Source organism: Sorangium sp. So ce117 (assembly GCF_051524395.1).
Taxonomy (GTDB): domain Bacteria; phylum Myxococcota_A; class Polyangia; order Polyangiales; family Polyangiaceae; genus Sorangium; species Sorangium cellulosum_B.
The window spans coordinates 5842763-5863830 of the sequence record NZ_CP150309.1; the positions used below are offsets into that span (position 1 = coordinate 5842763).

Here is a 21068-nt window from a genome sequence, read left to right on the forward strand (position 1 = left end):
CGGGATGGATCTGAGAGACTACGTTGTGGGGGAGGTGATGCACGAAGGGGCCGAGACCCGCGTGTGCCGCGCGGTCCATCGTCCCTCGGGCGACAGGGTGGTGCTCAAGCTCCCCGTGGCGGCCGCGCCGAGCTCGCGCGTGACGGGGCGCATCCTGCACGAGCATCACATCCTGACCCAGCTGAGAGAGGTGTCGGGGGTGGCACGGGCGCGGGAACTCCTGCCGCTGGGCGGCACGGCCGCGCTGGTGATCGAGGACCCCGGCTTCCGGTCGCTGGATCTTGAGCTCGCCGAGCGCGGGCGCCTGCCGGTAGAAGCTGGGCTGAGGCTGGGAGCGCTCCTCGCTCGAGCCCTCGAGGCCGTTCACGCGGCCGGCATAACGCACAAGGACATCAAACCGCAGAACGTGCTGGCCGACGCGGGGTACGCGGAGATCAAGCTGCTCGACTTCGGCATCGCCTCGTCGCTGCCGCTGGAGGCGACGGCGGCGAGCATCCCCGAAGGGCTCGAGGGGACACTGGCGTACATGTCGCCGGAGCAGACGGGCCGCACGGCGCGAGCGCTCGATCCCCGCACCGACCTCTACTCGCTCGGAGTGACGCTCTTCGAGGCGCTCTCGGGGCGGCTGCCGTTCACCGAGCGCGACCCGCTCTCGCTCGTGCACGCTCACCTGGCCAAGGAGCCGCCGAGCCTCGACGAGGTCGCCCCCGACGTGCCTCCGGGCCTCGCGGCGATCGTGTCCAGGCTCCTCGCGAAGAACCCTGACCGGCGGTATCAGACGGCCAAGGGGGCAGCGGAAGACCTGGAGCGAGCGCTGCGCATGTGGCGCGAGCGCGGCGCGGTGGAGCGCTTCGCGCTCGGGGACAAGGATTTCTCGCAGAGGCTGCTGCTGCCAGACGTCCTCGTCGGGCGAGAGCACGAGCGCGATCTCCTGGGCGCAGCGTTCGCCCGCGCCGCCGAGGGCGCGGCGGAGCTCGTGCTCATCGGCGGCCCGTCCGGCATCGGCAAGACGGCGCTCGTGCGCACCGTCTACCGGGACATCGCGCGCGCGAGGCGCGGGCTCCTGATCTCGGGCAAGCACGATCAGCTCGCGCGGTCGACGCCCTACGCGGCCATGGCGCAGGCGTTCGGGGCGCTGATGCAGCAGTGGCTGGCGAGCCCGAAGCCGACGCTCACGGCGTGGCAGGAGCGGATCAGGGCCGACGTGGGGGACAACGCCCGGCTCATCGCCGACGTGGTGCCGGAGCTCGACCTGATCATGGGCAAGCTCGCGCCGGTGCCGCCGGTGCACGGCGAGCAGGTGCTCGCCCGCCAGAGGCTGACCTGGCTGAACTTCGTGCGGGCGGTCACGACGCCGAACGCGCCGCTCGTGATGTTCCTCGACGACATGCAGTGGGCCGACAGCGCCACGCTGGAGATCCTGAGGACGCTGCTGACCGACGCAGAGCGACGAGAGCTCCTCGTGATCGCCGCGTACCGCGACAACGAGGCGCCCCCCGAGCACCCGCTGTGGAGGCTCGTGGCGTCGGTCGAGGAGAGCGGGGCGAGGGTGTCGAGGATGTCGGTGCACCCCCTGTCGGCGGAGCACGTGCAGGCATGGGCAGCGCGGGCGCTGAACAGCGAGGCGGCGCGCGTGGAGCCGCTGTCACGGGTGCTGTGGCAAAAGACGCGAGGAAACCCGTTCTTCATGGAGCAGCTGCTGCTGTCGCTGCACCGGCAGAGCAAGGTGGCGCGGGACCCGGAGAGCGGCGCGTGGCGCTGGGGCCAGAAGGAGATCGAGCAGGCGCAGGTCACGGACAACGTCGTCGCCCTCCTGACGGACAAGCTGCTCGAGATGCCAGAAGCGACACAGCAGCTCCTGGGGCTCGCCGCGTGCGCGGGGCACGCCTTCCACCTCCACGACCTGGAGCGGCTCAGCGGATGGGAGCGCGCCCGGGTGACCGCCGCGCTGTGGCCCGCCCTGCGGGAGGAGCTCGTGGTGCCGGCCGATGGAGCCTACCGGACCGCGCAGGCGCTGGGAGAGGCCGGAATCGGAACCGGAACCGGAACTGGAACCGGAGAAGGAGCGCTCGACGCTGAATACCGCTTCTTGCACGACCGCGTGCAGCAGGCGAGCTACGAGCGGGCCCCGCCGGCGCAGCGCGTCCTGGCGCACCTGGAGATCGGCCGGCGGCTATGGGCGCGGCATCGGACGCAGCGGGGCACACCGCAAGAGCTCCTGGAGCTGGTGCGGCACCTCAACCTGGGCTCGGCGCGGATGGACGCCGCAGGCGAGCGCGAGGCGCTGGCGCGGCTGAACCTCGAGGCCGCGCGCGCCGCGAAGGCGGCGAGCTCGTACCGGCTCCTCCTGAGCCTCGCCGAGACCGCGCAGGACTTGCTGGGCGATGACGCCTGGCGCAAGGACGCGCCGCTGTGCGCGGAGCTCGCGCTCGAGCAGATCGAGGGGGCCTTTCTGCTGCGGGAGTTCGACGACGTCGAGGCGCGGTGCGCGCGGCTGCTCGCCAGGCCGCTGCCGGCGCTCACCAGGCTCTCGGCGCACGAGATGCGCGTCCGCAGCGCCCAGGCGGCGGGCCAGTTCGCGCGAGGGGTCGAGCTCGGGCTCGCCGCGCTCACGGAGCAGGACATCGCATTTCCGGGCGCGGACGAGGCGCGCCACGCCGCGCTCGTCGAGGAGTCCGCCGAGCTGGATCGGTGGTTCGAGCGCGACCCGGACGCGTTCGAACGGATGCCGCTCGATCCCTCCCCGGAGCAGGTGCTCATCGATGCGCTGACGATGCACCTCATGGTGTGCGCGGCGATCGGCGGTCAGCCGATGCTGTCCGGGCTCGTGATCGCCCGCGCCGTGCTGAGGGTGCGAGAGCGGCGCGCGCTCACGCCGGTCTCTCCCTTCATCATCGTTTGCTTCGCGAACGTGTGGTCGCTCAGCACGGGCATGTATCGTCGCGCTGCGAGCTGGGTCGGCCCCGGAGTGCGCGCGGCCGAGCGCGTCGCGTCGCCCTTTCTGGCAGAGTGTCTGTCCTTCCAGGGGCAGTACACGGCCTACTCCCGCCCTGCGGACGAAATGGGGCCCATCTTCGAGCGAACCTGCGCGACCGGCCTGAAGGTCGGCTCGTTCCAGGGGGCGAGCTGGGGGCTGGAAGGCGACCTGTTCTACTACCGAGTGTGGCGCGGCCAGCCGCTCGGGCAGCTCGAGGCGCACCGGGCGGCGCGCTGGGGGTTGATGCAGCGCGCGGGGACCGCGCTCGGGACGCACTATTTCGAGGCGATCGCGTCGTGGTGCGACCTCTTGACGACCGCCGACGGCGCACGGAGGCTCCTGTCGGGCGAGCCGCTCTCACGAGGATCGCGCTCCCTCCTGGCAGACGGAGACGGGATGGCAGCCGAGCTGGCTCGCATCCTCGAGGCGCACCTGTTCCTCGTCGTCGGCGCGTACCCGATGGCCCTCTCGCGGGCACGGGAGGCCGAGCAGTTCCGCGTGTCCATCTTCGGCTTTCCCCCGGTCACGGACATCCCGCTCTGGCTCGCGCTCGCGGCCGCGAGGTGCTGGCCGGAGGCCGCGGACGCGGCGGAGCGGGCCGGGCTCCACGAGGAGATCGAGCAAGGCCTCGCGCGGCTGAGGTACTTCGCCGAGGGGAGCGCGGACAATTTCCTCCACAAGCTGCGCCTGCTCGAGGCCGAGCACGCCCGCCTGCAGGGCAAGACCGACGAGGCCATGGCCAGGTACGACGAGGCCATCGAGCTCGCGCGCGAGCAGCGATTCTTTCACATCGAAGCCCTGGCGGCTCAGCTCTGCGCCGAGTTTCACCTCGAGGCGGGCAGGAGCCGTATCGCAGCGGTGTACCTGCGCGAGGCCAGGGACGCTTATGTTCGCTGGGAGGCGCACGCGGTGGTGGCCCACCTGGAGGCGAGATGGCCCGCCGTGCTCCGCGCGCCTGCCCAGCCCGCGGCGGCCGATCGCCGCCGCACGACGGGCGTCGCCACGCTGACCACCACGGGGGTCAACGGCGGCGCGCAGCTCGACGTGAACACCGCGGTGCGCGCGGCGCAGGCGCTGTCGAGCGAGCTCGACCCGGAGCGGGTCGTCGGCCGGCTGATGGAGCTCGTGCTGGAGAGCGCCGGCGCGCAGCGCGGCGTCCTGCTGCTCGGCGAAGGCGAAGAGCTCTCGGTCGTGGCGCGGCTCTCGGTGGAGGGGGGCCGCATCGAGACGGGCCTGTCCGAGCCGCTCTCGCAGAGCAGCGAGGTGGCGAGGACGGTGGCGCACTACGTGGCGCGCACGAACGAGCCGGTCGTGGTGGACGACGCCAGGTCGGACGCGCGCTTCGCGGCCGATCCGTACCTGGCCGCGCACCCGGTGCTCTCGCTCCTGGCGCTCCCCCTGTCGCATCGAGGGCGCCTCGTGGGCGTGCTCTACCTCGAGCACCGGGAGGCGCCTGCGGCGTTCCCCGAGCGGCGGGTGGAGCTCCTGTCGGTGGTCGCCGCGCAGGCCGCCATCGCCGTGGAGAACGCCCTCCTCTACCGGGACCTGGAGGCCAAGATCAAGGAGCGCACCGTCGAGCTCCGCATCGCCAAGGAGGCGGCGGAGCGCGCCAGCCAGGCCAAGAGCGACTTTCTCTCCAGCATGAGCCACGAGCTGCGAACGCCGCTCAACGGGATCATGGGGTATGCCCAGATCCTGGAGCGAACGCCCGACATCCCGCCAGCGTGGCGGGATGGCCTGCGGGTCATCCAGAAGTCGAGCAAGCACCTGCTCTCGCTCATCAATGACCTGCTGCACCTGGCCAAGATCGAGGCGGGCAAGATGGACTCCGTCCTGACGGAGTTCCGGTTGCCTGCGCTCGTGCGGACGGTGGTCGATCTGTGCCGGGTGCGCGCCGAAGCGAAGGGGATCACGTTCTCGCACGAGCTGCGCGGCCCTGCGCTCCAGGCCGTCTGTGCCGACGAGAAGCGGCTGATGCAGGTGCTCTTGAACCTCCTCGGCAATGCCATCAAGTTCACCGAGCGGGGAAGCGTGTCCCTCCGTGTCGAGGTGCTGGAGGAGACAGTCGCTGCAGGGCGGATGGTGCGGTTCCGGGTCGAGGATACGGGTACTGGGATCGCCCCGGAGCACCTGTCACGCATCTTCGAGCCGTTCGAGCAGGTCGGGGAGCAGAGCGCGAAGAGCGAGGGCACAGGGCTCGGCCTCGCCATCACGAAGAAGCTCGTGCAACAGATGGGTGGTGCGATCGAGGTGCAAAGCGAGGTCGGCGAAGGCAGTGTCTTCACGGTGACGCTCCCGCTCGCCGAGGCGCAGCTCGCGACGAGCCCAGGCGAAGCCAGGGGGTGGGACACGATCGTGGGCTATCCGGGGGAGCGCCGCACGGTACTCATCGTGGACGACAATTCCGACAATCGCGCGGTGGTACGCGGGCTCCTCGGCCCGCTCGGCTTCGATCTGTGCGAGGCGGACGGCGGTGAGGCGGCGCTGCGCGTGGCCGCGCAGCGCGCGCCGGCGCTCATCCTGCTGGACGTGTACATGAAGGACATGGACGGCCACGAGACCGCGCGTCGCCTCAGGCTCATGCCCGAGCTCCGACAAGTCGCCATCCTGGCCTCGTCGGCGAGCGTCTCCGAGGCCGAGCGGCAGCGGTGCGCCAGCGCCGGCTGCGATGACTTCTTGCCCAAGCCGATCGTGGCGAGCGCGCTCCTGGACAAGATATCGCGGTTGCTGGGCATCGAGTGGCTTCGCCGCGATGAAGCCCCCGCTCGCGATGCGCCGGGGAAGCAGCCCGAAGGCGGCGGCCACCTCGCGCCGCCTCCGGCCGAAGAGCTGGCGCTCCTGTCGGCGCTCGCGAAGAAGGGGCTCGTCCACAAGATCGTGGAGGAGGCGGAGCGGATGGCGCAGCACGATCCGCGGCTCAGACCTTGGATCGAGCAGCTCACGACGCTGGCGCGCAGCTACCAGACCCGGAGGCTGCGGGACTTCGTCGGCGCGTACGGCCCAGGCGGCGCGGGCGGCGCCGACGACCGCGCGGAGCCGCAGGGATCGACGTAGCGAGCGGCGCACCAGACCCAGCCATGGAGCGCCTCGGGAGAGGCTGCAACGTTTTTGAGGAGGCCCTCGGTAACGCCGCATCTCCACCTCGCCGACCGTCATCGCACCATCGACGCGGTCGTTACCCCAACCTGGAGCGGGTCGCCCGTTCGAGCAGCCGCTCCACCGTCGCTGTCTGCAGGTCGCGCGTCTGGGCCGTGAGCGAATAGAGCATCGCCTCACGGAAGAAGCGCTGCGCGGCGTTGTCGAGGAGGTTGGCGCTGCCTCCGGTCGCAGCGACCGCGGCGTGCGTGGCCCTGACGCCCAGATCGATGCACCAGGCGCGAGCGCGGACCGCATGCTCTGCATGGCCATCGTCCTCCGGCCGGTCCGCCCATGCATCGACCTCGGCGCGGGCCGCCTCCCTCTCGCCCTCGAACGCCCGGGCGGCGCCCGCCAGGCGCGCGCTGCCGCGGCGCTCCGCCAGGTCCGCGAGCAGGGCCGTGGCGGCGCCGGCGGCGCCCAGGGAGAGCGCCGACGGCGTGAGCAATCCCGCCACGTCGCGGGCGGCCTGCTGCTCGCGCGTCAGGGTGGCGATCACCTGCTCGGGGCCGACGCGTAGCTCGCGCAGCGTCAGCGACACCGTGGCCGAAGCGTTCATCGCGCTCAGCCGGAGCGGCGGCGATGCCTCGATGGAATCCTCCGCCTGCAGCGGTGTCAGGACGTACATCAGGCGTCCATCGGGGAGCGCGCCGGCAATGACCGCATCGTCGGCGATCCCATGGCCGGTCAACCAGGGCACGGTGCCGTCGAAGCGGAACCGGTCGCCGTCGGGCTCGACCCTGACCATCGGTGGGCCCGGGCGGCGGACGTGTGAGAAGCCCACGGTGCAAAAGCGCGCTCCGGAGGCGAAACGAGGCAGGGCGCGCTCCTTGAGCGCCTCGTTGTCGCCGCGCGCGATGAGCGGGCACGCGGCGGCGTGCTGCATGTGGACGAACGCCGTCACACCGCAGGCGCCGGCGAGGATCTCCAGGACCTCGCGCGCGACCCGCGGCGGGGCGCCGTGGCCGCCGTGGCACACAGGCGTCGCGATCCCGAGGAGACCTGCGTCCGCGAGGGCGCGGATGTGCTCTCGGGGAACCGTCGCGGCCTGATCCGTGGCGTTCGCCGAGGGGGCGAGCACGAGCGTCGCGAGCCGGCGGGCGCGCTCGATCAGCGCGGCGGAGCCGTCCGCGGCGGGCGGCATGGGCGATCCGGAGGACATGCGAAGGAGTGTAGGCCGCGGCGGCGACGCGACCCAGCGATCCGACCCAGAGCGGCGCCGACGGCAGTCGGCGGAGCGGATCCGCCCAGCCGCGGCTGCGCTACCGGCTCGCTGCCGATCGCCTGACCGCGCTCGAGGTGGAGCCGCCCAGCGCACTCGTCCGAGGCGAGCTGTCCCTCGGCCCGCGGCCGAGCGTCGCCGGGCTCGGCTCTACCGAGGCGTCATTCCCCGAAGCCATCGTTCGCCTGGGCGAGGTCGTTCACGCCATCGCTCCCCTGCCGGAGCGACCGCGCGGAGGAGAAGTTGCGCGGATCGCTGTCGAAGAAGGTGCCGCCGCTGGTGAGCGCGAAGACCATGCCTTCGTGGCCGACGTCGGCTGTCAGGCTCTTTCCGGGCGCGGAGACCGCGAGATCCGCCCTTCCATCGTTGTTGTAGTCGCCCGCGCGGAGCACCTCGCCGAAGTGATCGCCGTTCCCGTAGAACTCGTCGCATAGCGGAGCGAAGAGGAAGGCCCCCAGGGAGCTCTCCTGAGTCCAGTGCCTGCGGGAGAGGATGGATAGCCCGCCGGAGATGCCGTAGAGGATATACGCCGCGCCATTCCCCAAGTACCCTGCTCCCGACTCGTACGGCGCGCCGATCACCAGATCGTCCCCGTGCTGCCCGTCGAGGTTGCCGGTGGCGAGCGCGCTACCGAACCCGATCAGCTCGTTCCCGGGGTTCCCCAGGAAGGACGGGAAGAAGCGCTGGCTGCCGAGGGTCGACAGCCCGTCGCTCGTGCCATAGACCACGCTCACGGATCCCTGAGGTGCGTCGTATCCGCCGAGCACCGGCACGAAGTCCTCGGGCGCGCCGACGGCGAGATCCGCGAACCCGTCGGCGTCGAAGTCTCCGGCGGCGAGCGCGGCGCCGAACTCGTCGCCTTCGTTGGACGGCCCCGGCAGTTCGTGGTCCTGTCGGAGGATGTAGAGGTCCCTCGCCGCGAAGCCGGACGCTGTACCGTAGACGAACGTGACGAGGCCTCGCGAGTACCAGTCGCTCCCGATCGCGAGGTCGTCATAACCATCGCCGTCGAAATCGGCGGCTGCGAGCGTCGAGCCTGCCAGGAAGATGGTGTTCGAGGGACAGATGCTCCCCTGGGGCGCAAGGCAGCGCCGGAGGGTGCCCGCCTTCCCGTACCCCAGCCCCTGGGGCGTGGCCGAGCCATAGATGATGTTGACGCCACCGGTGGGGTAATCTTCCCCGGGCGCGCCGACGGCGAGATCGTCGATGCCATCGCCGTTGAAGTCCCCTGACGCGAGCGCGGCGCCGAACCTGTCTGCCTCCTCCGCGGTCCCGGCCACGCCGGTGGAGTCCTGGGTGACGAGCTGCGCTTTCGCGTTGCCATCCATGCCGCCCGGCCGGAGCCCTGCCGCGAGGAAGCCTTGGGCCGGGAGACCGTAGAGGATCGCCACCGCTCCTGCCGCCTGCAGTCCATCGACATCCCGGGACGGGACGCCGATGGCCAGGTCGGTCCACCCGTCGGCGTTGAAGTCGCCCCAGGCGACCGCCTTGCCGAAGTTGTCCCACGCCTCCGGCGCGACGCCTGCGATCCCGAGCGAGCCGGCAGCGAACGACTGATCGGTGCGTCCGGTGCCCCCGGCGCCAGTCGCAGAGACACCCTGGCTCGATCCATAGATCACGTGGACCACGCCTGCGTCCTGCGCGGCGCTCACGTCTTCGGCGTGAGCCGACACGACGAGATCGGCATACCCATCGTGGTTGAAGTCTGGCTCTGCCGCCTGCGCCGCCGCGCTCGACCAGAGCACGCCCGCCGTCACGAGGAGCGCCGCGGCGCCGCGCCGGGGCAGCGCATCCGGGACCGTGGGACGATGGAGGCTCGGCGCCGCAGGCTCCGGCGAAAGAGGCGAAGGGACAAGGGGAAACGTGCGCTCGGTCATCGTGAGGTCTCCAGGTAGATCGCGGCGTGCGTCGCGCGCTGGCCGCGCGCGCATCCACGTGCGAGCAGCGGTCAAGCAAGCGCCGCGCCGCTGAGGATCTGCGGCGTGCGGCCAGGGTGTCGGACGAACGCATGGCTCTCGATCGGCGGCACGCGCCTCCATCCGCTGGAGGCTGCAGCCCCGAACCATGGATCCGCTCGCCCCCGGTATACCCGAAGCTCGGCGACGAGCCGTGTGCGCCCACGCGATAAAATGGTCCCAGCTGCACGCTCCGAGCGATGAACACGAGCACCGGGAGGCGCGCAGGCCTTCGATCGAGGTGTCGGTGAATGGTTGGGGCCGACGCATAAGAGAGCAAATTTACAACGACACTTCCTGAGCGTCGCTATATCCGATTTCTGTGGAGACATGATAGCTCGATTGAAGTACTTTCCACATATGGTCCGCAGGCGACAGACAAGGAAGCTCCGATGCAACGCGGCGGCTCGCCGCACGGCGCACGCACTGGCTTCCTACGTGGGAGCCGCCGCGCTCCGTGAACGCGTGCGGCAGCGGCATGGTGCATGGTGCGCCGCGCTCGCTCTCACGCTCGGCGCTGCGGCATGCGGCAGCGACGGCGCCGATGGATCGAGCTCGAGTGACGCGGGCGGCGGTGGCGCCACGAGCAGCGGAAGGGCCACGAACAGCGGCGGTACCACGAGCAGCGGAGGCGCGGGCACATCCAGCGGCGGCAACAGCACGAGCGGTCAGGGCAGCGGCTCGGCCTCGGCCGGAAGCGGTGGATCCGGCGGTGGCCCGAGCGTCGACGAGCCGCCGAGCTGCGCGCCCGGCGGACCTGGGCTCTCGACGTGCGGCCCGGACGGCAACGAGAGCTGCTGCACGAGCCTGCTGGTCACGGGCGGCACGTTCTATCGAACGTACAGCAACAGCGGCAGCGGGGCGACCAACACGAGAGATCCAGCGACGGTGAGCTCGTTTCGCCTGGACAAATACGAGATGACCGTCGGCCGCTTCCGGCAGTACGTCGATTACCTGGTCGCCGGCGGCTCCCCGCCCGCGGCGGGCAGCGGCAAACATACGCATTTGAACGACGGCCAGGGCGTGGCCGATAGCGCGAAGCGCGGAAGCTTCGAGTCCGGGTGGAACTCGAGCTGGGACAGGTACATTCCGACGGGCCAGGGCGCGGCCGCCACGTGGACGAAGAACCTGACCCCTACCGCGTACGGCACCTGGACGGCGAACGCCGGCGACAACGAGATGCTGCCGCTCACGTTCATGAACTGGTACGAGGCCCACGCCTTCTGCATCTGGGACGGCGGCTTTCTGCCGACAGAGGCCGAATGGAAATACGCAACCGCCGGCGGAGACGAGCAGCGCATGTATCCCTGGGGCTCGATGGATCCCGGCGCTGGCAACCAGGTTGCGATCTACGATTGCTACTATCCGAGCGGAAGGCGGGGCAATTGTACGGGCGTCGTGAATGTGCCGGACGTGGGGAGCACGCCGCTCGGCGTCGGGCGCTATGGACAGTGGGATCTCTCGGGCAGCGTGTGGGAGTGGAACCTCGACGTCTACGCGAACTACGTGAGCCCCTGCGAGGATTGCGCAAACCTCACCGGCGCCACGAACCGGGTGCTGCCTGGCGGCGGCTTCCACACGGGGTTGATGCCGTATCTCCTGTCGTCGAATCGCTCGGCGGTCTCCTACGATCCGGCGAACTACCGCGGCGACTACGGCGTCGGCGTGCGCTGCGCGCGCACGCCGTAGCGCCGAGCCGTCGCCGAGGGCGGCCCTCGCGCGACCGGACGCGAGCGAGCTGAGCTTGAGCGCGCGGTGCCACCACGCGCCGGCGTGCGGCAGCGACGGACGCTGCGCTGGCCGGGCAGGACGAACACGAGGCACCCTGGCGGCGACGCCACAGAAGGGCGGATTTCGAAATGAGCGCACCCGGGATCCGCAAGCTGTCGAGCGGCTACGCGGACACGGCGAGGTGCGCCGCGGACCTTGCTGCGAGGTGGATCCTCCGGCAGGCTTCCGACATGACGTCCCTCGCCTTCGCGATGCCGGCGGAGATCGTCGACCCCAGCGTCGTCGCTCCGCCGGGCGATCTGTACAGCAACGAGCCTCCGATGGAGACCTACCAGCACCTCGTCCAGATGATCGTGCTGCTCGAGAGCCTGGAGCTCTTCTGGAAGGACCGGGCCGACTTCTTCGCCGCGGGGAACCTGACCATCTACTTCAGCCCCAGGCAGCTCAAGACCGAGCACTTCCGGGGCCCCGATTTCTTCGTCGTGCTCGGCACCGAGCGGAGGCCACGCAAGAGCTGGGTCGTCTGGGAAGAAGACGGCCGGTACCCGAACCTGATCGTGGAGCTGCTCTCGGAGAGCACCGAGGGCGCCGATCGTGGCCTCAAGAAGCAGGTCTACCAGGACGTCTTCCGGACGCCGGACTACTTCTGGTTCCATCCAGAGACGCTCGAGTTCTCGGGCTTCCACCTCGTCGATGGGCAGTACGAGCCGCTCTCCCCCGATGCTTCCGGACGCCTCTGGAGCGCTCAGCTCGAGCTCTTCCTTGGCGTCGAGGAGGGACAGCTCCGCTTCTTCACCCCCGAGGGAGAGCTCGTGCCTGCTGGCAAGGAGCTCGCGAAACGGGCCGAGTCCGCTGAGCAGCGCGCCGAGTCCGCCGAGCAGCGCGCCGAGTCCGCCGAGCAGCAGGCAATGCGGCTGGCAGCGAGGCTCCGGGAGCTCGGCGTCGATCCCGACACGCTGAAGTAGCGATCGGCGCCCGCGCTCCTGTCGCTCCTCCTGTGAAGCGCATGATGAAGCTCTATTTCAGCCCTGGCGCCTGCTCGCTCTCTCCGCACATCGCGCTGCGCGAGGCCGGCCTCCAGTTCGAGCTCGAGCAGGTCCACCTCGGCACGAAGAAGACCCGGTCGGGCGCCGACTTCACCTTGATCAACCCCAAGGGCTACGTGCCCGCGCTCGAGATCGAGGGCGGCGAGGTGCTCACCGAGGGGCCGGTGATCGTCCAGTACATCGCCGATCGGAGGCCTGAGTCCGGGCTCGCGCCCCCGGCCGGCACCCTGGACCGCTACCGGCTGCAGGAGTGGCTGAGCTTCATCAGCACCGAGCTGCACAAGCAGTTCTCGCCGCTCTTCAAGCCGCGGGTGCCGGACGAGCAGAAGAGCGCGGCGAGGGCGCTGCTCGGCCGGCGCTTCGCCTACGTGGCGCACCGCCTCGAGGGCGCGACGTACCTCCTCGGCGAGCGGTTCACGGTGGCGGACGCGTACCTCTATACCGTGACGACGTGGACGAGGTTCGCGGGCGTCGATCTCGGTGGATGGCCCGTCCTCGGCCGCTACAGGGAGCGCGTCGGCGGCCGCCCTGCGGTGCAGGCCGCCATCGAGGCCGAGCGGAGGCGGTAGGCCTGCTTCGAGTCCCTGGGGATACGCGCCTTGACACCACGATCACGCGCGGCTTTGCATGACGGCATGCTGCGGGCGATCGCTGACGAGGTGTGGGCGTATGAGAGGGACTTCCGGCTGCCGTTCGGCGATCTGCCGGCGCGCACGACGGTCGTGAGGCGGGCGGACGGCGGCATCGTCATCCACTCGCCGCTGGCGTTCGATGACGACACCGCCCGCGAGATCGACGCGCTCGGCGAGGTGCGCGCCCTCGTCGCCCCGAGCTGCCTCCACCACGTCTTCCTGAGGGCCGCGACCGAGCGCTGGCCGCGCGCGAGCGTGCTCGGGGCGCCCGGGCTCGAGAAGAAGCTCTCCGGCCTCCGCTTCACCCCGCTGCCCCGATCCGGCGTGGCGCCGGAGATCGGCGACGATCTCGGCGTGCGCCTCGTCGAGGGCGTGCCGTACATCGCGGAGCACGTGTTCCTGCACGCGCGGTCGCGGACGCTCATCGTGACGGATCTCCTCTTCAACGTGCATGAGGCCCGCAGCTTCGCCATGAAGGTCTTCCTCTGGGTGGGCGGCGTGTGGAGGAAGACCGCCCAGGACCACGTGTGGCGCGTGCTCATGAGGGACCGCGCCGCGGCGGCGCGCAGCGTCGCCGACGTCCTCGCGTGGGAGTTCGAGCGCGTCGTCGTCGCCCACGGCGACGTCATCGAAGGCGAGGCGAAGGACCGGACGCGCCGCGCGCTCGCGTGGATCGGCGCCGGGGCTGGCCGGCTCCTGCCGGCGAGATGAGGGCTCTCAGGCGGCCGCCTGCGCGCGGCGCAGCCCGATGACCTGCGCCTCCGCGAAGAGCGCGACGGCGAGCGCCTGCGCCGCGACGAACGCATAGCCGATCGCCGTCGGCTCGAACCAGCCGAGCGCGAGGAGGAGCACGCTGTCGACGACCCAGAGCGCGTTCGCGACGACGACGGCGACGACGGCCCCCCGCGCCGGACGCTCGCGCGTGCCGAGCCACGCGACGAGCGCCGCGAACGGGAGCAGGCTCGCGCCAGCCCAGCGGAACAGCGCCTCGGGGAGGCCGGTCAGGCCGGCGAGGGGCGCCGCGGCCGCGAGCATGAGGAGGCCTGTAGCGCCGCTGAGGGCCGCGTCGGCGAAAAGGACGCGGCGCAGGAAGCGAGGAGAGATCACGAACGACATGGTGGGCTCCTTTCGTTGCGGTCGGGGCTCATCGCCCCTCGGTGGGCGGGACCTGCGGGCGGACGCGCGCGGCGCGCCGGGTGCCCGCAGCGCCCTGCACCGCTCACCTTGGGGCGCCCTCGGCATGGGATCGATTACCTCCCAGGTAATGGGCGTCATTTTCCGGCGTGCTAGGGTCGACTCGCGATGACGAGCTCACACCCGCCGATCGGGGGTCTCCTGCGCGAGTGGCGCCAGCGCCGTCGAATGAGCCAGCTCGACCTCGCCTGCGAGGCCGACATCTCGACACGCCACCTGAGCTTCCTCGAGACCGGCCGCGCGCAGCCGAGCCGCGAGATGGTGATCCACCTGGCCGAGCGCCTCGATGTGCCCTTGCGCGACCGCAACCAGCTCCTCGTGGCGGCGGGGTACGCGCCGCTCTATCCGGAGCGCAGCCTCGGCGATCCGGCGCTCGCGGCGGCGCGCAGGGCGGTCGATCTGGTGCTCGCCGGCCACGAGCCTTATCCGGCGGTCGCCATCGATCGGCACTGGACCCTCGTCGCCGCGAACGGCGCGATCGGCCCATTCCTGGCTGGCGCCGACGCCGCCCTCCTCCAGCCCCCGATCAACGTGCTGCGCCTGAGCCTGCACCCAGGCGGCCTCGCGCCGCGCATCGAGAACTCGCCCGAGTGGCGCGCGCACCTCCTCGCCCGCCTGCGCCGTCAGATCGACGTGAGCTCCGATCCCGCCCTCGTGACGCTCCTCGAAGAGCTCATCCGCTATCCATCGCCGGAAGGATCGAGGCGCCCCGAGCCCGCCCGCGAGCCCGACCCGGTCGCCGTCGCGGTGCCGCTCAGGCTCAGGACGGAGGACGGTATCCTGAGCTTCCTCAGCACGACGATGGTCTTCGGCACGCCGATCGACGTCACCCTGTCCGAGCTCGCGGTCGAGTCGTTCTTCCCCGCAGACCAGGCGACCGCGGAGGCGCTGCGCGCGACGGCGCGACGCCGAGGACAAGGGCCCTCCGCCGACGAATCCCCTCGGATCCCGCTCTGAGCGCGCACCGCGCACGCGTCAACGGCCGTGCGCTGCCCGCGCTCCCCTGAGCAGCGCTGAGAGCGCTGCCCGTGCATCGCGATGAGCAGCGCCGCCCGTGCATCGCGATGAGCAGCGCCGGGAGCGCTACCGGTGCATCGCGATGTCGTTGCGTGGAAAAGGCTTGATGCGCCGGGTCTGCCGCCCAGTGGACGGGATGGTCTTGGTCCGCCCGGGGGATCGCGTGGGGCGCACGGAGGGCTTCTTCTTCGTCGTCGACCGCGAGGCCTCGCTGGTGGGCGCGCTCTCGGGCTGCGCCGCAGCGGCCTGGACGGGCTCCTGGAGCTCCGGCGCGAGCAGCGGCCTGGGTGCCTCCACGACGCTGGCGAGGAGCGTCGACTCGGTCGAGCTCGCCAGCCCGGCGCGGGGAGCGACGGCGGCGAGCGCGGCGCTGTCGGCAGCGGGCGCGGCGAACCGGACGCCGAAGAACAGGCTGGCGCCGGCCAGCACGGCGCCGATCGCGGCGGCCGCCGCGAGCCGCGCGGATGGCCTCTTGCGCTTCTTGCGGCTCGACGCCGAGCCCAGGACCGCCGTCGTGCCATCGCCGCCGTCGTCCTCGCAGAGATCCGCCTCCACGACCGGTATCGACGGGGACGTCATGACAGGGTTGCGCCGGGTGACCACGCCGTCCTGCGAGCTCACGGGCGGGGCCTCGACCACGCTCTCCGCAGCCGCGTCCCCGGCGGCCGGAGCCGGCGTCTCGGTGCCCCACTTGCGCGACGACAGCGCACGCTCCAGCGCCTCTGCCATCTCCTTCGCCGACCCGAAGCGCGCGCTCGGATCCTGCTGCAGGGCCTTCGCCATCCATTCGTCGACGGAGGCCGGCACGTCGATCCGGTGCGCGCTGGGGGGCGTGAACCGCCCCCTGTGCACGGCGAGCGTGAGCGCCGCGAGCGTCTCTCCGGAGAACGGGGTCCGCCCCGTCATGGCATGGTAGGCGACGACGCCGAGCGACCAGAGATCCGCACGGAAATCGAGATCCCTCGGGCTGACGAGCTGCTCCGGGCTCATGTACAGCGGCGTCCCAACCACGTTCCCCGTCGAGGTGACCCGCAGGTCCCGGACCCGCTTGGCGATACCGAAGTCAAGCACCTTGACGAAGCTCTCCCCGTCCACCTGGGTCAGGAACAGGTTGTCCGGCTTGATGTCGCGGTGGACGATGCCGAGGCGGTGCGCCTGCCCGAGCGCCTTGGCCGTCTGCGTCACGATACGCGCCACCTCGCCGAGCGGCAGCCGGCCCTGGCGGCTGATACGGGTCCTCAGGTCGTCGCCGCGGAGGAGCTCCATCGCGATGTACGGCATGCCCTCCGCGGTCAAGCCGTGATCGAGGACCTGCGCGACGTGCGGGCTCGTGATCTGCGCCGCAGCGACCGCCTCTCGCCGGAACCGCTCGACGTAGCCCGGGTCATCCGCGTACTCGGGCGACATGAACTTCACGGCCACCTGAGCCTTCAGCGGAAGCCTATCCGCGACCCAGATGCTCCCCATCCCGCCGCGCCGGAGGATGCGCACGAGCCTCAGCGAAGGCGTCACCATCTGTCCGGTGTGCAGGGGCATACCTCTGCTACTCCTTCTCGCACAGGCCCGAGCCGGTGGTTCCGTCAGCTCCAGCCGACAACTCGCCCGAATGGCGTAAATAGATCACTACGACGCCTTCATTGCCTCTGCAAGAGAAACAAAGTGCTCTCCGCCACGTCAGTCGCACCTGAGCCGCGCCTGAGTCGCACCTGAGTCGCGCCTGAGTCGCGCCTGAGTCGCGCCTGCGCGCGTGTCGCGCACCCGCGCACATTGAAGCCAACCTGTCTCTTACATCTCTTACATCCCCCAGGAGCGCAGGGGCCACGGAGCGCTCCTGTGCGGTACGGCCACATGGGACGGATATCCGCCGTGCGCCGGTGTCGGCGCATGAGCGCATGCCGAGCGCCGCGCTCATCCGGCCGGTCGAAAGCACCCGTCGTCGCGAGCGGTGACGCTGAACAACGGAGTTGAAGGTAGGTTACCTGATGAACAGGTGGGGAGCCCGGGAACAAGCGTGCGTGTCGTACGGCCGTGGCTCGCGATCCGCTGCGGCTTCATCCATGAGCTCACCTCGCCGCGCCAGATGAGCCCCCCGCGGCGCGAGGCTCAACACCTCTTGACTTCGAAAAAAGTCTTTCATTTTACCTCCACAACCACCGTCCGGGCAGCATGGAGGGCGGCGCTCGTGTCTTCATTCTTCATCCAACGCGGGAATCTCGAGGACGCGGCGAGACCCATTGGGGTGTCGGCATCGTCCGACATCGGAGGGCGGGCCTGTCCGGAGCTCCACCCGCGCGGTGCGCTCGCGCTTCCCCGGATCACGCGCCGCGACAGGCGGGTTGTCTTCTAGAGGACGATTGAAGCCTCTCGTCTTCTGGATGCCGGCTCACTGAAAGAGTTCACCCAGCCGAGGACGGCCTGGACACCCGCGGAGCTCGCGCGTACGCCGGCGGAGGAAATCCAGCCGCGCTGAGGCTGAAGCTGAGGCGTAGGGGTGCGATAAAAAATGAAGCGCGGGTGTCATCCATGGTTGCGTCTACGCGCGCAGGCGTAGAATCGCCGGAACCATGAGCCGATCCCCCTCCGACAAGGACGCGCATAAAAAGGCAACGGTCAGCCCCGTGCCGTCGCGAGGGACCCCGCCGGAGACGATCCCGTCGCGCGCCAGCGCCAGCAGCGCCCTGCCGTCAGCGCCGCCTCCGACACGCAACAGCGCCGGCAGCGGCAGCGCCCTGCCGCCGGCGCCCGCATCGAACCGCGGGGGCAGCACCCTCCCGCCTCCTCAGCAGCACGCGCCGCCGCCGGCGCGCGGCAGCCACTTCCCGGCCGACGCGCGCGTGCGGCGAGATCGGCCGAGCGTCCCGCTCTCTCCGCACGGCGCCTATGCGTCGCAGGAGGCGCGCGGCTGGCGAGAGCGGCCGACCGCCGCGGCCGCGGCCGCGGCGCGCAGCGGCTACACCTTGCAGGATCCGTTCGACCGGTGGGACCCGCCCGAGGGCTCCCCCGCGGCGCCCGCGACCCAGCCGCCCGATCCGCCGAGCTCGCGTGTCCCGGAGGGGTCGCGCCACGACGACGCCGGCCGTGGCCACGCGCCGGCGTCGTCGCCGGCCAGGCGCACGGCGACCGGCGGGCTGCCCGCCGCGCATCAGCCCGCGCCGCCGGCCAGGTCGACCGCGGGGCGCGAGCCGCAGCGGCTCCACGAGCCGCACGGCGGGGGCCACGATCCGTACACGCCCATCAACCAGATCCTCGGCTACACGCGCCTGCTCGTGGCGTCGCTGCAGGGCAAGGTCGCGCCACAGCACATCGAGGACATCCGCAACATCGAGCTCGCGTCGCGCAAGCTGCTCACCATCGTGCAGGCGATGGAGAACGGCGACGAGGACGCGCCCTCGAGCGTGAAGGTCAGCATCCCCTCCCCGCACGAGGAGCCCGCGGTCCACGCCGAGATCGAAGGCAGCGGGCGCGGCACCATCCTCGTGGTCGACGACAGCCGAGGCAACCGCGACGTCCTCTGCCGGGTGCTGCAGAACAACGGCTACCGCACCGCTTCCGCCGAGGACGGACCCCGCGCGCTCGGGCTCGCCGCGCGCGAGCGCTTCGACGCCGTGCTGCTCGACGTGAACATGCCCGGCATCAGCGGCCTCGGCGTGCTCTCCGCGCTGCGCCAGAGCCGGTCGCAGGCCGAGCTCCCCGTGATCATGGTGACGACGCGCGGCGCGAGCGAGGACGTCGTCGAGTCGCTCAAGCTCGGCGCCAACGACCATGTGACGAAGCCGATCGACTTCGACATCCTGCTCGGGCGGCTCGACACGCAGCTCACGCTGAAGCGCTCGCGCGAGCAGCTCTCGCAGCTCGCGGCGGAGCTGTCGGTCAAGAGCGAGTTCATCCGCAAGACGTTCGGCCGCTACCTGAGCGACGACGTGGTGAACCGCCTGCTCTCCTCGCCCGAGGCCCAGCTCCTCGGCGGCGAGGAGCGCGAGGTGACCATCATGATGACGGACCTCCGCAGCTTCACGACGATGACCGAGAGCATGCCGCCCGACGTCGTCATGCGGCTGCTGAACGGCTACCTCGGCGAGATGGCGCGCATCATCGTCGCGCGCGGCGGCACGATCATCGAGTTCATCGGCGACGCGATCCTCGCGCTCTTCGGCGCCCCGTTCCCCGCGGGCGACGACACCCGCCGCGCGGTCGCCTGCGCGCTGGAGATGCAGATCGCGATGGACGCGGTGAACGAGAAGAACAGCGCCGAGGGCCTGCCGACGCTGCAGATGGGCATCGCGCTCAACACCGGCCCCGTCGTCGTCGGCAACATCGGCTCCGAGGCGCGCACGAAATACGGCGTTGTCGGCGCGCAGGTGAACCTGACGTCCCGCATCGAGTCGTGCACGGTGGGCCGCCAGATCCTCATCGCGGACACCACGCGCCGCGCCGCCGGCGTGGGCCTCCTGCTCGGCCAGAGCCACGCGCTGGCCGTCAAGGGGTTCTCGAACCGCGTGCTGGTCCACGAGGTGCTGGGCCTCGACAACCCCGAGCGGCTCTACCTCCCCGAGCGGCGGGTCGAGATCCTCTCGCTCTCGTCGCCGCTGCCGGTCGTCTGTGCGCGCCTCGCGGGCAAGCGTGTGGAGGGCGAGCCGCAGTCCGCCTTCATCCTCGGGCTCTCGCCCTTCGGCGCCGTGCTGCGGATCCATCCCCGGCCCGCGCCCTTCACGAACCTCCAGATCCACCCGTCCGGCCCGCTCGCCGAGCAGCTCGGCGGGGAGCTGCATGCGAAGGTGATCGAGCTCGACGCGCGCGCCGACGACGTCGTGCGCATCCACTTCACGTCGTCGCCGCCGGGGCTCGCGGCGTTCGTTCAGAAGCTGCACCGCGCCGAGGCGTAGCGGCTCGCCGCCGTACAGGCAGGCTCGCGTCCGGGTGGCTGGGGCGCCGCCGAGCCGCCCGGCCCCCGGAGAGGGTGGCCGTCGCGTGGGACCTGGGACGAACTCGCGCTCTCCCCTGGTGCCGGGGAGCGGACGACAGGCCAACTCAGGGGCTCGTGGAAAAGAGCGAGAAGGCGATCTCTGGGGCGCTCTGCGGGAGCCTGTTCGTCAACAGGCATGTCGTTCACCTCGAACCCGTCCTCCTGAAGGAGCCGTATCGGCTCGACGACCGGTTCTCCTCGGCTCCGAGGACATCGACCTGCGTGTACCCCACGGCGACGCCCTCCTGGGAGAGCACCTTTGCTTCGAACAGGCGCCTCGCCTACGCTCCGCCCTCGCAGCGCAACACGGCCCCTTCACGTGGCCCCACACACCGAGGTAGCAGACGCACATGCGTTCCCTGACCGTCGCGGGCCCTGCGGGCGCGCTCCACATCGTCGTTCATCCGGCCACGGGCGCTCCTGCCGCTGCGGGCGCGGGCCCCTCGAGCGAGGCGCCGCCGGTCGTGCTCGTGCACGGCATGGTCGGCCACGCCGGCTTCTGGGAGGCGCCGCTCGCGCACGTCGCCGGCCGGCGGCGCGCGGTGGCCATCGACCTCCGGGGGCACGGCGCGTCGGAGCCCCCGCCCGACGCGGACTACGCTCCCTCCGCGTGCGCGGCCGACGTGCTCGCGGTCCTCGACGCCCTGGCGCTCCCCCGCGTGGCGCTCGTCGGCCACAGCTACGGCGCGCTCGTGGCGCTCGCCGTCGCGGCCGAGCATCCGGAGCGGGTCGCGCGCCTCCTGCTCGCAGACCCGCCCCGGGATTTCACGCAGATCCCGGCGGAGGTCCAGGCGCAGCACTTCCCGCCCTACCTCGCCGCCCTCGCGGCGGACGGCTGGCGTGACACCGCCGTTGCCACCTTCAACGAGGCGCTCGCGGGCAGCACGCCCGCGACCCGGGAGACTGTGCTGGCGCGCGTCGCCACCACGCCGCACGACCGGATGCTCGGCATGTCCCGGCATTTGCTGGAGTTCGAGGCGGTGAACGCGCTGGACCGCTACCTCGCCGCTCCGGGCGCCCGCGCCCACGCCATCGTCGCCCCCGCGAACGCATGGCCGCAGAGCCTGCACGCGCTGAGGCCCGCGCTCACGGCGGTCGTGCTGCCGGAGACCAGCCACTGGCTGATGCTCGACGCGCCGGCGGCGTTCGCCGCCGAGCTCGAGGCATGGCTGGACGCCGCCTGAGCCCGGACTACG

General features: G+C 71.1%; 12 protein-coding genes. 8 read left to right on the forward strand and 4 right to left on the reverse strand.

The annotated features are described in order from the left end of the window. The first annotated feature begins 4 nt into the window (after window positions 1-4). Window positions 5-6031, forward strand: a complete 6027-nt coding sequence (locus tag WMF46_RS21810; protein ID WP_437987337.1) for an AAA family ATPase — start codon at window positions 5-7, stop codon at window positions 6029-6031. A 121-nt stretch (window positions 6032-6152) separates the two neighbouring features. On the opposite strand, the gene WMF46_RS21815 is transcribed toward WMF46_RS21810, so the two are convergent. Both WMF46_RS21815 and WMF46_RS21820 read right to left on the reverse strand, forming a co-directional pair. Further along, window positions 6153-7274, reverse strand: coding sequence for an acyl-CoA dehydrogenase family protein (locus WMF46_RS21815; RefSeq protein ID WP_437987338.1), 1122 nt, complete (start codon window positions 7272-7274; stop codon window positions 6153-6155). A gap of 221 nt (window positions 7275-7495) precedes the next feature. Further along, window positions 7496-9211 carry a hypothetical protein gene (locus WMF46_RS21820; RefSeq protein ID WP_437987339.1) on the reverse strand — a complete coding sequence of 572 codons (1716 nt, stop codon included), beginning with the start codon at window positions 9209-9211 and terminating at the stop codon, window positions 7496-7498. Between the two features lie 516 nt (window positions 9212-9727). On the opposite strand from WMF46_RS21820, the gene WMF46_RS21825 reads away from it, so the two are divergent. The 4 genes from WMF46_RS21825 to WMF46_RS21840 all read left to right on the forward strand — a co-directional run bounded on the left by WMF46_RS21825 (window position 9728) and on the right by WMF46_RS21840 (window position 13409). Continuing rightward, window positions 9728-10978 carry a formylglycine-generating enzyme family protein gene (locus tag WMF46_RS21825; protein ID WP_437987340.1) on the forward strand — a complete coding sequence of 417 codons (1251 nt, stop codon included), beginning with the start codon at window positions 9728-9730 and terminating at the stop codon, window positions 10976-10978. Window positions 10979-11250: 272 nt separating this feature from the next. After that, entirely contained in the window at window positions 11251-11985 is a 735-nt protein-coding gene (locus WMF46_RS21830) for a Uma2 family endonuclease (RefSeq protein ID WP_437987922.1), read from the forward strand. A gap of 44 nt (window positions 11986-12029) precedes the next feature. Next, entirely contained in the window at window positions 12030-12635 is a 606-nt protein-coding gene (gstA, locus tag WMF46_RS21835; RefSeq protein WP_437987923.1) for a glutathione transferase GstA, read from the forward strand. Between the two features lie 66 nt (window positions 12636-12701). Then, window positions 12702-13409: a DUF4336 domain-containing protein gene (locus WMF46_RS21840; protein WP_437987341.1), complete on the forward strand. Its 708-nt coding sequence runs from the start codon at window positions 12702-12704 to the stop codon at window positions 13407-13409. A gap of 6 nt (window positions 13410-13415) precedes the next feature. Here the strand turns inward: WMF46_RS21840 and WMF46_RS21845 are convergent, their stop codons facing one another. Next, complete coding sequence (locus WMF46_RS21845) at window positions 13416-13814, reverse strand: hypothetical protein (protein ID WP_437987342.1); 399 nt, start codon at window positions 13812-13814, stop codon at window positions 13416-13418. Window positions 13815-14000: 186 nt separating this feature from the next. Between WMF46_RS21845 and WMF46_RS21850 the strand changes: the two genes are divergently transcribed. Further along, on the forward strand, window positions 14001-14849 hold the full coding sequence (locus WMF46_RS21850) for a helix-turn-helix domain-containing protein (RefSeq protein WP_437987343.1): 849 nt from the start codon (window positions 14001-14003) through the stop codon (window positions 14847-14849). 126 nt (window positions 14850-14975) lie between these two features. Here the strand turns inward: WMF46_RS21850 and WMF46_RS21855 are convergent, their stop codons facing one another. Further along, on the reverse strand, window positions 14976-16445 hold the full coding sequence (locus tag WMF46_RS21855; protein ID WP_437987344.1) for a protein kinase domain-containing protein: 1470 nt from the start codon (window positions 16443-16445) through the stop codon (window positions 14976-14978). A gap of 1028 nt (window positions 16446-17473) precedes the next feature. Between WMF46_RS21855 and WMF46_RS21860 the strand changes: the two genes are divergently transcribed. Then, a complete protein-coding gene (locus WMF46_RS21860) occupies window positions 17474-19792 on the forward strand; it encodes a response regulator (RefSeq protein WP_437987345.1) in 2319 nt (772 codons plus the stop codon). A 430-nt stretch (window positions 19793-20222) separates the two neighbouring features. Then, on the forward strand, window positions 20223-21056 hold the full coding sequence (locus WMF46_RS21865) for an alpha/beta fold hydrolase (protein WP_437987346.1): 834 nt from the start codon (window positions 20223-20225) through the stop codon (window positions 21054-21056). Window positions 21057-21068: the final 12 nt, after the last annotated feature.